The sequence below is a fragment of the Flavobacterium sp. PL12 genome (assembly GCF_039123485.1).
GTDB lineage: Bacteria > Bacteroidota > Bacteroidia > Flavobacteriales > Flavobacteriaceae > Flavobacterium > Flavobacterium weaverense.
Genome location: NZ_JBANDI010000017.1, coordinates 66152 through 81762, shown reverse-complemented (window position 1 = coordinate 81762; position 15611 = coordinate 66152). Strand labels below are relative to the sequence as shown.

The window sequence follows — 15611 nt, the reverse complement described above, 5'->3', positions numbered from 1 at the left end:
AAAAAACAGATATTCAAAAAGCTAGTAAAGTAAGGTCAAGTAAGGGATTACTAGTCCATATTTTTGGAAAAATAGCATCTGCTTTTATAAATTTAATTTTTTAACCCTTGATTCGCATGAATTAGTGATTTATAATTCACCATCTAATTATTCTGTTTTTGATGCGAGATATATCAATACTAAAACAGAAGTTACTAATCATTTTAATTTTGCTACAAATATCCAACTGGCTGGAAATTTTGGAAAACTAACAGCTGAAATTGAATACAGAAAATTATTTGAAAACAATCGCCAAATCAATTTACGCTTTTATGCAGGTTCTTTTTTATACAATAAAACGCAATCTGACTTTTTTAGCTTTGCATTAGACCGACCTACTGACTACCTTTTTGATTACAGTTATCTTGGAAGATCAGAATCTACAGGTCTATTTAGCCAGCAATATATTATCGCAGAAGGTGGATTTAAATCTAAAATTGATACTCCTTTCGCTAACCGATGGATCAGCAGCTTTAACGCTAGTTATAGTATTTGGAACTGGATTGAAGTATATGGAGATGTTGGTTTGATTAAAAATAAAGATAGGAATGCACGATTTGTGTACGACAGCGGAATCCGACTCAACCTGGTTACAGACTACTTCGAACTGTATTTTCCTGTCTATTCGAATAATGGATGGGAAGTCGCTCAAAATAATTATAATGAAAAAGTACGTTTTATTGTTACTTTTTCACCTAAAACATTAATCAATCTTTTTAATCGAAAATGGTTTTAATCTAAGATAATTACAACTATTACTTAAACTATTATCATTATTAAGTCGATAAAATTACACATAGTGAAAAAATAAACTTCTTTTTACTACAATAAATTACAATAATTAAATTCTATTTTTTTAAATGAACTATGAAAATAGGTAGTTTTTAAGTAAATTTGCATCATAAAGTTATACTTTTCAATTATGATAAAAGAAAAATCCGATTCTACATTAACATTTGCTGATTTCAAAATCGAAGTTTTAAATGACTATACAACAGCTATCATTAGCCGTGAATGCAGTCTTTTAGGCCGTAAAGAAGTATTGACAGGAAAAGCCAAATTTGGAATTTTTGGAGATGGAAAAGAAGTACCACAATTGGCTATGGCCAAGGCTTTTAAAAATGGTGATTTCCGCTCTGGCTATTATCGTGATCAAACTTTTATGATGGCCATTGGTGAATTAACTATGCAACAATTTTTTGCAGGTTTGTACGGTCACACTGATATCGAACAAGAACCAATGTCTGCTGGTAGACAAATGGGTGGCCACTTTGCAACTCATAGTTTAAATGAAGACGGTTCATGGAAAGACTTAACTAAACAAAAGAATTCAAGTTCTGATATTTCTCCTACTGCAGGACAAATGCCTCGCTTACTTGGACTTGCCCAAGCTTCAAAAATTTACAGACAAGTTAAAGGAATTTCGAATTCTAGTTATTTCTCTAATGAAGGAAATGAAATAGCTTGGGGAACAATTGGTAATGCAAGTACATCTGAAGGTTTATTTTTTGAAACTATAAATGCTGCTGGTGTATTACAAGTACCAATGGTTATGAGCGTTTGGGATGATGAATACGGAATCTCAGTACATGCAAGACATCAAACAACAAAAGAAAACATTTCTGAAATCCTTAAAGGATATCAAAAAGAAGATGATACAAACGGTTTTGAAATTCTAAGGGTGAAAGGTTGGGATTACGCAGATTTGGTGGCTACTTATGAAAAAGCAGCAACTATTGCAAGAGAGCAACATGTTCCAGTTTTAATTCACGTTAATGAATTAACGCAACCACAAGGACATTCTAGCTCAGGATCTCATGAGCGTTACAAAGATGGAAATCGTCTCGCTTGGGAAAGAGATTTTGATTGTGTACGCCAAATGAAATTATGGATGATTGCTATAAATATAGCTTCTCCTGAAGAATTAGATGCAATTGATGCGCAAGCTAAAAAAGATGTTTTAGAAGCTAAAAAAGCGGCTTGGAACGCTTTCCTAAACCCAATTATTGAAGAGCAAAAAGAATTAATTGCTGTATTGCAACACATAGCAACATCAAGCAGTAAAAAGGTTGAGATTTTAAAATATGTCTCTGATTTAAGCGGAATTAAAGCTCCTATTAAAAAAGAAATTTTAGTGACAGCTCGTAAAGTTTTACGTTTAATTCTTAATGAAAGTGGACGTGAAGAGCTTTCAAAATGGATCACCACTTATACCGCTAAAACACAAAAGAATTTTAGTAGCAATTTATACTCGGAAACGGAGTTAAACGTGTTTTCAGTTGAAAAAGTTATTCCAACATACGAGGATGACGCATCCGAAGATACTGATGGTCGAATGATTTTACGTGATAACTTTGATGCTATTTTTACTAAATATCCAGAGGCCTTAATTTTTGGTGAAGATGCTGGGACAATCGGAGATGTAAATCAAGGATTAGAAGGTATGCAAGAAAAATACGGAGAACTTCGTGTTGCTGACGTTGGAATTCGTGAGGCTACAATTCTTGGACAAGGGATTGGAATGGCGATGCGAGGATTGCGTCCAATAGCTGAAATTCAATACTTAGATTATTTACTGTACGCTATCCAAATCATGAGTGATGATTTAGCTACATTAAGATATCGCACCGTAGGAAAGCAGAAAGCACCGTTAATTATTCGTACGCGTGGTCATAGATTAGAGGGAATCTGGCATTCTGGTTCTCCTATGGGTATGATTATAAACGCGGTAAGAGGAATTCATGTTTTGGTTCCTAGAAATATGACACAAGCAGCTGGATTTTACAACAGTTTATTAGAGTGCGACGAACCAGCTTTAGTAATCGAATGTTTGAATGGATATCGTTTAAAAGAAAAAATGCCTACCAATTATGGTGAATTCAAAACGCCAATTGGTGTTGTGGAAACTATGAAAGAAGGCTCAGACATTACGCTTGTATCGTACGGATCTACATTACGATTAGTACAACAAGCTGCTAAAGAGTTAATGGAAATAGGTATTGATTGCGAAGTAATCGATTTACAGTCTTTATTGCCATTTGATATAAAACATGATTTAGTAAAAAGTATCGCTAAAACAAATCGTTTGTTAGTGATTGATGAAGATGTTCCCGGCGGAGCTTCTGCTTTTATATTACAGCAAATTATTGAACAACAAGATGGATATAATTATTTAGATAGTAAACCACAAACCTTGACTGCAAAAGAACACAGACCTGCATACGGAACTGATGGTGATTATTTTTCAAAACCTTCAACAGAAGATATTTTTGAAAAAGTTTATGCAATGATGAATGAAGTTAATCCTTCAAAATATCCAAGCATGTTTTAATTGAATCTATGATATTTCTAATATTTGATCTTTTATATTTGAGGTGAAGTACAAGTTAAACGAAAATTTGCTAATCCGATTCCTCTAAAAATATTTACATTAATTTCAGAATAAATTTTATAATGCCAACGTATATTTTTTACGTTGGCATTTTTTATTTAAATTTAAACTTTTATAAAAATTCAGCCTTAATGAAACGATTACAGACACTCTTACAAGAATGCGAAGATGTTAAAGTCATAGATTCTACAATAGATTACAACAATTATCATCCTATCGATCTATCACCTGAAAATGAAGCGTTCAAAACAGTGCAAATTGATAGTGCTGTAGATTTTGAAAACTATGTAGAAAATCTTTTAACCGCTAACGATGCTAAAGTCGCTTATGGTGGTTATAATGAAGTACGTGACCTATATAAAAGAAGTGCTTCTTTTAATGATACTATTGCTGATGAAAGAAATATTCACATTGGACTAGATTTATGGATCAAAGCTGGCACTCCTGTTTTCGCAGCTTTAGATGGATTTGTCCATAGCTTCAATTATAATACTGGAATAGGCGATTACGGTCCCACTATAATTTTAGAACATAATATCGAAGAACATAAATTTTACACTTTATACGGTCATTTATCTCTTGAAAGCATTAACAATATAAAAATAGGAACTGTTTTCGAAAAAGGTTCGAGAATAGGATCACTTGGAGATGCAAGCGTTAATGGCGATTATGCTCCTCACCTGCACTTTCAAATTATAAATGATATTGGTACAAATAGAGGCGATTATCCTGGAGTTTGTAGCAAGAAAGATCAAAGTTATTATTTAGAAAATTGTCCGAACCCAAATCTCTTATTAAAAATTAAATAAATCATGAAAAAGTTAATTCTCGTTTTAAGTATCCTATTACTTATTGGATGTAAATCAAAAAATGCTGCTGTCTCAACTGTACCAGAGATTGTAGAAATGAAAATCGTTAAATTAGGAATGTCTGAAATAACAGTTGGCCAAAAGAGTAAAGCTTACGAATTAGGTAAAAGAGTATTAATGACTTGTAATACATCACGTTTTAAGCCTTTTACATCGAGCGAAGCTACTGCATCTGTAATAAGAAATACTACAGAAGAGCGACTGACAAAAACCTGCACACGTTTTCGTCAATATTATGGAGCTTTCATTGATCTTGAATTAGTTGAAGCTTACAGAAATAATTTTGATCAAACCATTGTATTTCGATACAAGGCTGCTTATACTAAGAAAGTTGCTAATAAGGAGCTAAGAGTAACATTAAATAATGAGAACAAAGTTTCTTCGATAAAATCAATGGATTGGACAGATGTTTTTCCGATGAACTAAAACTCATTTTCGATTAAGAGGAATTATAATTTTTGAAAAATTAAAATTATGTTTTCCATTAATTAAAAAATTGCTGATATAATCCTTAGATCATATCAGCATTTTTTTTAGTCAAAATTTTGTAAAGTATGACACAATGACTAATAAACAAATTAGAAGATGCTCTAAACTTAACAGTGTATAAATTGTAAGTTTTTATTTATGTTTTAAATATAAATACAATTTATAATAAATAAGCCTATAGTTTTTTGCAGTTTTTTTAAATAGATATTGAATTTTGTTTAACTGCAAAAAAAACTTTCTATTTCAGATTTCACTTTCATTTTAATTCTAAAAACAAACTACCACGTTTCAAATGCAAAATTTATTAGTACAATTCTATCTAACGAAATTCAAATATATAAACTTTTACTAAAAAATAATTAAACTCTTGATTAACAATTCCTTGATGTAATTTTATCTGATAATAATACCCTTTTTAAATATAAAAATAATTTGAAAAGCTTTATCAATTGACTAAATATGATAATAATAATTAATCATTACTTTAAAAGTAGGTTAGTAATAATACCATCTGACTTTCAAAAATCTATAAAAAAACTCTTTCATAAAATCTATTCATACATTTTTGGTCCCTTATTTGCTACTGCGAAGATTCAACGACTTTTTGTGTACGTAATTGTTATAGTGTTTATAAAAATCTATAGCGTACATTTAATACGAAAAGTCACAATTGTGCAACTGTAAATCAAAAGCATTTGAAACTATACATAAAATACATGGTTAGTAACCGCTGCAAATTAGCAGTCAAAGAGGAGCTGAGAAAGCTTAAACTCCACTTTATGGTTGTGGAATTAGGCGAAGTAGAAATTATGGAAAATATTTCTATGGAACAAAGACAAATTTTGAAAGCAGCACTTTTACAGTCGGGACTTGAATTGATGGACGATAAAAAATCCATGTTAATAGAAAAGATAAAAAATGTAATAATTGAAATGGTTCATCACGCCAAAGAGCCGATTAAAATAAATTTTTCAGAATATTTAAGTCAGAAGTTATTTCATGATTATACTTATTTATCTAATTTATTTTCTGAAGTACAAGGAACTACAATTGAACAATTTATAATATCTCACAAGACAGAGCGAATAAAGGAATTAATTATATACGGCGAACTCAATATCACTGAAATTGCCTGGAAAATGAATTACAGTAGTGTAGCACATTTATCGAGTCAGTTTAAAAAGGCTACTGGCCTTTCACCGTCACATTTCAAAAAATTAAAAGATAAACGTCGTAACCCAATTGAAGAAATTGGAAATCTAATTGATTAATGGAAAACAATAGCAAACCTGAATCAATAGATTTAGGTAATATTCCTAAAGGTTCTTTCGTAACAATTGATACACATGGTAAAATTACTGACATTAATGAAGCGTCAATTAAGAGCGTTAGCTTTTCAGCAGAAGACATAGTTGAGCATCTTGATACTTCTTCTCCTACCGATAAAAAGTATTTACAAAAAAAATGGCAACATCTTTTTGAAAAAGGCTTTAGTAAAGATTATTCACTGACAATCAATCGTAAGACAGGCGAGTTAAATGAATCCTCATACAATGCATCAATATATGAGGATGCAAATGGAATTACGCATGGCTTTTTTACCAACGCCACCGATAGCTCTGCTCAAATTTTAGCAGCACAATATTCACATAGCTTAATTGAAGCTAGTCTTGACCCTTTAATTACTATCGACAGCGACGGTAAGATAACGGACATGAATGAAGCGCTAGTTACAGTCACTGGAATTCTTAGAGCTGAACTTACTGGTTCAAATTTCTTTGAATATTTCACTGAAAAAGAACAAGCAAAGCAAGTTTATAAGGAGATTTTTACTAATAATTCAATCGAAGATTTTCCGCTTACAATAAAACATATAGACGGTACAAACACCGATGTGTTATTTAATGGCTCAATATACAAAAATATTGAGGGAATTGTGCAAGGTGTTGTAGTAGTTGCGCGAAATATTAGTGGACAAAAATGGGCTGTAGATTTACGGATTGCAAATGCAGAATTAGCTTTTCAAAATATTGAAAAAGAGAAAAGAGCTGCAGAACTAGCTATTGCTAATAAAGAATTAATTTTCCAAAATCAAGAAAAAGAGAAAAGAGCAGCGGAACTAGTTATGGCAAATCAAGAACTTGCTATTCTAAATGATGAAAAAGAAAAGAGAGCAAATGAACTAATAATTGCAAATACAGAACTAGTTTACCAAAATCAAGAAAAGGAAAAAAGAGCTGCGGAATTAGTGCTTACTAACAAGAAACTCATTTTACAAAGTAAGGAAAAAGAAAAATGGAAAAGTGTAAACAAGGAACTTACAGAATTAAACCACACCGCAAATTTAGATTCACAGTACACGCTTAGCTTAATAGAAGCGAGTCGGGATCCTCTAGTTACTATTAATACTAAAGGTAAAATTACTGACATGAATGAAGCTTTTGTCAATAATACTGGGTATACACGCGAGGAATTAACGCACTCCCCGTTCTTTACATATTTTACAGAGCAAGATAAAGCCAGTGAGGTTTATCAAGAAATTTTTGATAAAGGATCTGTTAATGATTCGCCTTTAACTTTACGTCATCGAAATGGAAATTTAACTGATGTTTTATTCAATGGTTCTGTTTATAAAAATGAAGAAGGAAATGTCGCTGGAGTTGTGGTAGTCGCGAGAGATATTACAGATCAAAGAAGAATTGCAAACGAATTAATTGAGGCACGAGTTTTTGCTGAACTAGCAACGGAAATTGCCGAAGTTGCAAAAAGGAAAGCGGAAAATGCAACTATTACAGCGGAAAATGCCGTTAAGGCAAAGCAACAATTTCTATCTAATATGAGTCATGAAATCAGGACTCCTATGAACGCTATAATAGGTTTTACAAAAGTGGTTCTAAAAACGGAATTAACTCCTAAGCAAAAAGAATATTTAGATGCAATCAAAATGAGCGGTGACGCATTGATTGTGCTCATTAACGATATATTGGACTTGGCAAAAGTTGATTCTGGAAAAATGACTTTTGAGAAAACGCCATTTAAATTGAGATCTTCAGTTGCGGCCATGCTTCATTTATTCGAACCAAAAATACAAGAGAAAAATCTAAAACTAATTAAAGAATACGATCGAAAGATACCTGGAGTGCTTATAGGTGACTCTGTTCGACTACATCAAATTATTTTAAATTTAGTTAGTAACGCTGTTAAGTTTACCGCAAAAGGTAAGATTACAGTTAGCGTGCATTTGTTATATGAAGACGAAGAGAAAGTAATTATCGAGTTCGCTGTAGCTGATACTGGAATTGGTATCCCTGAAGACCGATTAGGGAAAATCTTTGAAAATTTTCAGCAAGCTTCAAGTCATACATCTCGTTTATATGGTGGAACGGGTCTTGGATTAGCAATTGTAAAACAGCTTATAGAACCACAAGGTGGAACTATACGAGTGAAAAGCGAAGTCGGTCAAGGTTCTACATTTAGCTTCACTTTGAATTTCCAAAAAACCACTACTGAAACTGAATTAGAAAGTGAAAATATAGAGCTCGATAAAGAGATCAAAAATATAAAGGTTTTAGTGGTTGAAGATATTCCATTGAATCAATTGTTAATGAAAACTTTACTTGATGATTTTGGTTTTGAGCGCGACGTCGCAGATAATGGAAAGATTGCAATCGAAAAATTACAAGTCAATGAATACGATGTAATTTTGATGGACTTACAAATGCCGATAATGAACGGCTTTGAAACAACAGAATACATCAGAAAAACAATGAATTCTAAAATTCCCATTATAGCTCTAACCGCTGACGTGACTACGGTCGATTTAGCAAAATGTAAAGCAGTAGGAATGACTGATTATCTCGCAAAACCAGTTGATGAAAGACTTTTATACAATAAAATTATAGCAGTTTTAAAAAAATCAAAATTAAATAAAAAAAACAGTGATAAATTAGTGGATAAAGAAGCTAACACTGAACAATCAAAATGCATTAATTTAACTTACTTAAAACAGAGAACAAAATTAAATAAAGCTTTAATGGCAGAGATGATATCTTTATATTTAAGCCAGACACCAGAATTAATAGCGACAATTAAACGAAGTTTAGCTAATGAGAACTGGCTACTGTTAAGCGCGGCAACGCATAAAATTATTCCATCTTTTGCCATAGTAGGAATTGACTCCAACTATGAACAGATAGCAAAAAAAATTCAGTATCTAGCTACTTCCACAGTTAAAACAGAAGAAATAGATCAGTTAGTAGAACAATTAGAAGATGTTTGCAACCAAGCTTGCGAAGAACTACAACAAGAATTAAATCAAATTAACGAAACCATATAATGAACGAAGACCGTAAAATTAAAATATTTCTTGTCGATGATGATGCTTTATTTTTGAAATCTTTGGAGATTGAATTTCTTGATAATGCTGATTTTATTGTGGAAACATATCCCACGGGCGAATTATGTCTTGCAAATTTGTCAAATAATCCAGATGTAATAATATTAGATTATCAACTTGATGGTATTGTGCATGGTGCAATGAACGGGCTTGATACTCTGGACAGAATAAAAGATTTTAATGTAGACATTCCTGTAATTATGCTATCTTCTCAAGATAAAATTGAAGTAGCTATAAATTGTATGCATCACAAAGCCTTTGATTACGTAGTAAAAAGTGAGACAGCATTTGTAAGACTGCAAAAAATTATTACAACCATTTTTAAATATCAAAAAATGGAAAAGGAATTAAATTGGTATATGGATAGAATGTAAAAAGCAGGTACATTCAAATTAAAATAGACAATTAACTGTAAAATACTCTGTTTTTTCTGTAGATAAATCTTCTTGCGATTTAGTATAAGTTATAGTCGCAATTATTTTCTAGTCAATACTACTCTGACGAATTCTCTCTGCGCAGTTTTCAAAATACTCTTGCGCATCGTTTAATGTCAATTAATAATTCATTTAAAGAAGCATCTAATCTTATCGTTTCAAAATAGTAGTGAATTCTCTTAGAAATTCATCATCTAAAAATTAATTGATTCTTCTATTATTACAACAGAAGAATTGATCAATAATATTTTATATTTTGTGGATTAACACTCTTCTCTTTTACTACACAATACAATATTTATTCAATTTGTAAAAAATTTTTCCGCTTCCCTAATAGAACAAATTCAAAGCTATTAGTGCATAAATTAAATTATAAATCCTAAGATTTAAGAATATTTGGAATAGCATTTTCTAATTCATTCCCAGATTGATTTACAGGAAGAAATCGGTTTTAAAATCTAATTATCAAATACTTAGAGTAGATTTAAAGTCGTATGTTATTGATAATCAATATTAAAACAGTGTGAATGATATAACAATTTTTCACAATTGTATAACAAGAATCGACCGCAATCAAAATATATTTGTGAAGTAATTAATACAGTTTTAACAAATTGAATTAACCAACGGCATTTCAAGAGTTTGTTGTTTTCAAACTGAGATGTTCTCAACTATTAATCTTAAAAAATATAAATCATGAATTTAAAAAGAATCTTTGGAGCATTATTAACAGCTCTAGGTATAGGAGGTCTCATTTACACAGCTGTAATTTTTGCTGGTACAACAGGAGAAACTACAGACATTAAGGCGTTAATCATATATGGTATTCTGGGAATCGTTTTCTTCTTGTCTGGAATTAGTTTAGTACGTACAACAAAAGATGAATCATAGCAAATGATTTCTTAGCAAAAATATAAATTGCTAAAAAATTCAAATTTCGCATTCACTTTATAAAAAATAATATTAATATAAAATTTAGAAAATATGAAACTTAATATTGGAATCACAGAACCACATTTAAAAAATAGTATCACAATCTTAACGTCAGTTCTATCAAATGAAATGGCATTTTATATCAAATTGAGAAAATTTCATTGGAACGTTTCAGGACCAAGTTTTATGGAACTTCATAAGTTATTTGAAGCACAGTATAAAACAGTAGAAGTTTCGATTGATGAAACCGCTGAGCGTATTAGCAAGCTAGGTGGAAAAGCTATTGGAACGATGAAAGAATTTGCAGAATTAACTGTAATCAAAGAATCTCCTAATCAATATCCTGCTCAAAAAGAAATGTTGAAAGAATTAGTAGAAGATCACGAAACTATTATCGTTCAATTAAGAAAAGATGTTGATGCAAGTGAAGAAAAGAATAAAGATGCAGGAACTGCTGATTTTTTAAACGCACTAATGCAAGGTCATGAAACAATGGCTTGGATGCTAAGACGTTACTTAGAATAAGGAATATATTGCGCTACATTCTACAAAATAACGATTGAAAAATTTAATTAAAAATTTGTTTAAAGGCAGTGAAATATGGGAAATATAGAATTTTTGTAAAATTTTATATAACAAAAAATAAACAGATCAGAACAATCTTTGCATAAATAAATTAATAAAAATAAAATGAAAAAACTCCTATTTTTATGTACTTGCCTAGCATTTACATTAATTACAAAAGCTCAAACTGAAGAGAAGAAATGGAACATTGGTTTACACACTGGTGTAACGCAATATCAAGGTGATTTAGGAAATAACTTTTACAAGTTTGATAAAGCATATTACGGCTTTGGTGGTATATCAGTTTCAAAGTATTTAGGTCGTTATTTTGACTTAAACTTTTTAGCAGCTAAGGGGACAATTGGTTATCATGACACAGCTTTAAGAAATTTTAAAAGTGACTTTAACTCTGTTGCATTAAATTTAAGATTTAACATGACAGGTCCAGAGTCAATCATTAGACCTTACGCATTTGCAGGTGTTGGTGCAATTTTATTTGATAATGATGTGAATTTTGATCAAGATAGAATTGATTACGCATTACCTACTGCCGGTGGTGGTTTAAATATCAAATTGACTGATGTAATTACATTAAACTTACAAGAAACATTTAGCTTTTCTAATAAAGATCGTAGAGACGGTATCGATGATAATGGTAAAAAAGATAATTACTTATCTCACATGGTTGGTTTGACTTTCAATTTAGGAAGTAAAAAAGATGCTGACAATGATGGTGTAGCTGATCCTTATGATAATTGTCCTGACACGCCAGCAGGTGTAGCAGTAGATAAAAATGGTTGTCCTTTAGATAGAGATAATGATGGAGTAGCTGATTATTTAGATGCTTGTCCTGATGTTGCAGGAAGTGCTTTATTGAAAGGATGTCCTGATAGCGATGGAGATGGTGTTGCGGATATGAATGACAAATGTCCTGGAACTAAAATGGGTACTAAAGTAGATGCTAATGGTTGTCCATTGGATAACGACAATGACGGAATTCCAAACGATGAAGATCGTTGTCCTGATGCAGCTGGTCCAGCTAGTTTAAAAGGTTGTCCTGATACTGATGGAGATGGTGTAGCTGATATTGATGACAGATGTCCAACAGTTAAAGGAACAATGGAAAACAATGGTTGTCCAGAAATTGCTAAAAAAGATGTTGAAAGAATAACATATCTAGGTAGTAAAATATTCTTCGAAAATAATAGTGCAACTCTAAAAGTAGGTTCATTAGCACAATTAGATGAATTAGTAACTATTATAAATAAATATGATGCTTCAAATTTAGTGATTGAAGGTCATGCAGATAGTAATGGTAGTGATGCTTTCAATCTTGAACTGTCTCAAAAAAGAACAGATTCAGTTAAAGAATATTTAACTAAAAAAGGGATATCGACTTCAAGAGTGAAAGCTATTGGATACGGAGAGAGCAAGCCTATTGCAACCAATGCAACGGCTATAGGACGTGCTAAAAATAGAAGAGTAGAGCTTAAAATGAGCTACGAAAAATAATAAGATTGGGTTAGGTTTTATTTGGTTATTAAGGGCTACTGGAAACGGTAGCCCTTTTTTATTGTTTGACACTTTCACAAAATAATTCATACCGACTTAAGATTTTTTAGCAATTACAAAAATTATTATAGGATAAAAATCTATGCATTTGTTCTACCAACTAGCCCTTGTTAACTATTTTACCAATTAAAGTTTAACATGAGAATTATATAAATTTTAACAAAACATATGTAATACATTCCTTCAATAAATTGCTGAATTTTAACCTTTTAGAAATGAACTTAAAAGTATCCATTTCATCAGGCAGTACGTCCAGTTAAATGTTAGGTAATAAGAATTCATTGATTGAAACAATTAAATCTAAATTAGATTAAAAGTGAATATTTACAATAGACACTCATAGTAAAGTATAAAAATTAAAATAAAATTAATAACTTAAAAACAAACGACATGAACACAAAAGGTATAGGAATAGTTTTAATTGTCATAGGAGTACTTATGGTAGCGTATAATAGTTTCAATTTTACAACAACTGAAAAAGTGGTTGACCTTGGTCCTATTGAAATTAATAAGGAAGTTGATCATCCAATAGCTTGGTCACCAATCATAGGTGTAGCACTTGCTATAGGTGGAGTAGTTTTACTTGTTACAGGATCCAAGAAAAATTAGTTTTGATTTATCTGTACTGTGTACACTATTAATTATCAGTGAATAATGCAACTTTTCTTAATTTTTATATAATAGATACGTAGTTTTTATAAAAGAACTTTGCGTCACTAACCCAATAATAAACATCATGATAAACAGACACAATTCAAGTATTAAAAAAGTATTAATTGGTGCAGTAGCCCTATTGTTTATTGCTTCATTTAGTTCTTGTTCGAAAAACATTTCTTTCCAAAACTCTACTATAGTTCCAGCGGCCGAAGGAAAGGTGACAATAAAGAAAGACAGTAATAAAAACTATGCAGTTAAGATTAAAATCTCAAATTTAGCAGAAGTTAAAAGATTACAGCCTTCAAAAAATGTTTACGTTGTTTGGATGGAAACAGACGAAAACCTAGTTAAGAATATTGGTCAAATAAAAAGTGACACTGGATTTATATCCTCAAAACTTAAAGCAAGTTTTCAAACCGTGACATCATTTAAACCATCAAAAGTTTTTATAACAGCAGAAGATAATCAAGATGCTCAATATCCTGGAAATCTAATTGTATTGACAACTAAAAGATTTTAAATTAGTGTTCTTGAAAATAATCTAAATACTAATAGCTAAAACGATTATCACTTTTAGCTATTAGTAATTTCATAGAAAAAAGATCTTATCCAGTCTATTTTCCAAAATTAAAGCATAAAGTTAAAGTCCCAAAAGTCTAAAATTTAACGATAATGAGCACACAAAAATCAGCAGCAGTTTTAAATAGCCTTTTAAAAGTAAATGGTGAAAGAACCAAAATTTTTGAAACGGCAAAAAGAGCTACAAAAGAGAACGATTTAAAAATGTTGTTTTCGGAATTTATTAATCTATTGGAAAATTTTAATAATGATTTAGAAAAGTCAATTATTGAATTGAATGGTATTCCGCTAAATTTGAATTCTAGAAATAATGTGTTGTCCAGATTTTATAGTAATGTAAAGTCAGCCTTTGAACATAATTCGAGAGAAGACTTACTTAATATGCTCGAATATGATGAATTTGTTGCTATGAATAAATATAGACAAAGTCTGTCAGATAATTTAAATGATCTTGATTATGAATTACATAGCTACTTAAAAACACATATAAGTATGCTGCAAGAACGTCACGACAGGATAAAAGAATTAGGAGATCAAATGTTAACATCACACAACTATGACAAGAGCTTTACTTTTTAAACCTTACATTATCTGGTGAACTTAATCCAGGCTTATTTTTAAGAATTAAGATACGATATATAATATCTTTGATTACTATGAGGACTTATCGCAAGTTGAAAAAAATTTAATTAACCTTTGTTAACACTTCCCTCCTATTACATCAGTAGCTATTTTAATACTAGTTGTAATTATGTATAATTATGGGAATGTAGTTCTCAACTATTTGAAAGTTTTATTCTTAAAGAAAATGAGATTTTATCAGGCTTACTTCTAAAATAATATATCAATTTTCGATTTAAAAAATTGCTCTAAAAATTAAAAAAATCAATTATAAATGAACGCAACTTTAACTTCAAAAAAGGAAAGTATAACTATCTATCTAAAAGATACTTTTAATGACATCGGTAAGGTGACATTATTTGCTACTCGCTTTTTTAGAGAGGTACTAAAGCCTCCGTATGAAATGAAAGAATTTTTGAAGCAATGTTATATCATTGGCTACAAGTCATTACCATTAGTAACGATTACAGGTTTCATAATGGGACTTGTACTTACATTACAGTCTCGACCAACTTTAGCAAAATTTGGAGCAGAATCCTGGCTTCCTAGTATGGTTGCACTATCTCTTATCAGAGAAATTGCTCCGGTCATTACCGCGCTAATTTGTGCTGGTAAAGTTTCGTCAGGAATTGGAGCAGAATTAGGTTCTATGAAAGTTACAGAGCAAATCGATGCAATGGAAGTTTCGGCAATTAATCCTTTCAAATACTTAGTTGTAACAAGAATTTTAGCAACAACGCTGATGATTCCACTACTAGTAATATATGCAGATGCGATTGGAGTTATAGGCGGTTATATTGGAATTAATATTCATGGTGACGTAAATCTATATCGTTACTTATCTCAAGTACTAGAGTCTATTACATTCTCTGACATTTTTCCAGCGACCATGAAAACATTTTTCTTTGGATTCTTTATCGGAATGATTGGTTGCTTTAAAGGTTACAATGCTGCTAATGGTACAGAGAGTGTGGGAAAAGCTGCAAATTCAGCAGTGGTAACAGCGTCTCTTTCTATCTTTATTATTGACATGATCGCAGTGCAATTAACTGATTTATTTTTATAAA

General features: G+C 31.1%; 13 protein-coding genes and 1 pseudogene. All 14 read left to right on the top strand.

Features of this window, described 5'->3' with window-relative positions:
• Nucleotides 1-133 precede the first annotated feature (133 nt).
• Nucleotides 134-775, top strand: a pseudogene (locus RCH19_RS09475) (aminopeptidase); the annotation flags it as partial.
• 186 nt (nucleotides 776-961) lie between these two features.
• Nucleotides 962-3370, top strand: coding sequence for a thiamine pyrophosphate-dependent enzyme (locus RCH19_RS09470; RefSeq protein WP_343023009.1), 2409 nt, complete (start codon nucleotides 962-964; stop codon nucleotides 3368-3370).
• A gap of 191 nt (nucleotides 3371-3561) precedes the next feature.
• Complete coding sequence (locus RCH19_RS09465) at nucleotides 3562-4239, top strand: peptidoglycan DD-metalloendopeptidase family protein (protein WP_343023008.1); 678 nt, start codon at nucleotides 3562-3564, stop codon at nucleotides 4237-4239.
• 3 nt (nucleotides 4240-4242) lie between these two features.
• Nucleotides 4243-4725 carry a hypothetical protein gene (locus RCH19_RS09460; protein ID WP_121926364.1) on the top strand — a complete coding sequence of 161 codons (483 nt, stop codon included), beginning with the start codon at nucleotides 4243-4245 and terminating at the stop codon, nucleotides 4723-4725.
• Nucleotides 4726-5504: 779 nt separating this feature from the next.
• Complete coding sequence (locus RCH19_RS09455; RefSeq protein ID WP_343023011.1) at nucleotides 5505-6059, top strand: AraC family transcriptional regulator; 555 nt, start codon at nucleotides 5505-5507, stop codon at nucleotides 6057-6059.
• Nucleotides 6059-9124: a PAS domain S-box protein gene (locus tag RCH19_RS09450; RefSeq protein WP_343023007.1), complete on the top strand. Its 3066-nt coding sequence runs from the start codon at nucleotides 6059-6061 to the stop codon at nucleotides 9122-9124. The genes RCH19_RS09455 and RCH19_RS09450 overlap by 1 nt, the downstream gene beginning before the upstream one ends.
• Complete coding sequence (locus RCH19_RS09445; protein WP_343023006.1) at nucleotides 9124-9558, top strand: response regulator; 435 nt, start codon at nucleotides 9124-9126, stop codon at nucleotides 9556-9558. The genes RCH19_RS09450 and RCH19_RS09445 overlap by 1 nt, the downstream gene beginning before the upstream one ends.
• Before the next feature lie 756 nt (nucleotides 9559-10314).
• Nucleotides 10315-10509: a hypothetical protein gene (locus tag RCH19_RS09440; protein ID WP_121926368.1), complete on the top strand. Its 195-nt coding sequence runs from the start codon at nucleotides 10315-10317 to the stop codon at nucleotides 10507-10509.
• A gap of 93 nt (nucleotides 10510-10602) precedes the next feature.
• Nucleotides 10603-11076 carry a DNA starvation/stationary phase protection protein gene (locus RCH19_RS09435; protein WP_121926369.1) on the top strand — a complete coding sequence of 158 codons (474 nt, stop codon included), beginning with the start codon at nucleotides 10603-10605 and terminating at the stop codon, nucleotides 11074-11076.
• 165 nt (nucleotides 11077-11241) lie between these two features.
• The gene (locus RCH19_RS09430) at nucleotides 11242-12627 is read left to right on the top strand and encodes an OmpA family protein (RefSeq protein ID WP_343023005.1); all 1386 of its coding nucleotides are present in this window, start codon (nucleotides 11242-11244) and stop codon (nucleotides 12625-12627) included.
• Nucleotides 12628-13077: 450 nt separating this feature from the next.
• Entirely contained in the window at nucleotides 13078-13296 is a 219-nt protein-coding gene (locus RCH19_RS09425) for a hypothetical protein (protein ID WP_343023004.1), read from the top strand.
• Between the two features lie 127 nt (nucleotides 13297-13423).
• The gene (locus tag RCH19_RS09420; RefSeq protein WP_343023003.1) at nucleotides 13424-13864 is read left to right on the top strand and encodes a hypothetical protein; all 441 of its coding nucleotides are present in this window, start codon (nucleotides 13424-13426) and stop codon (nucleotides 13862-13864) included.
• 152 nt (nucleotides 13865-14016) lie between these two features.
• Entirely contained in the window at nucleotides 14017-14502 is a 486-nt protein-coding gene (locus RCH19_RS09415; protein WP_343023002.1) for a DUF2383 domain-containing protein, read from the top strand.
• A 349-nt stretch (nucleotides 14503-14851) separates the two neighbouring features.
• Nucleotides 14852-15610, top strand: a complete 759-nt coding sequence (locus RCH19_RS09410; RefSeq protein WP_121926449.1) for an ABC transporter permease — start codon at nucleotides 14852-14854, stop codon at nucleotides 15608-15610.
• Nucleotide 15611 lies beyond the last annotated feature (1 nt).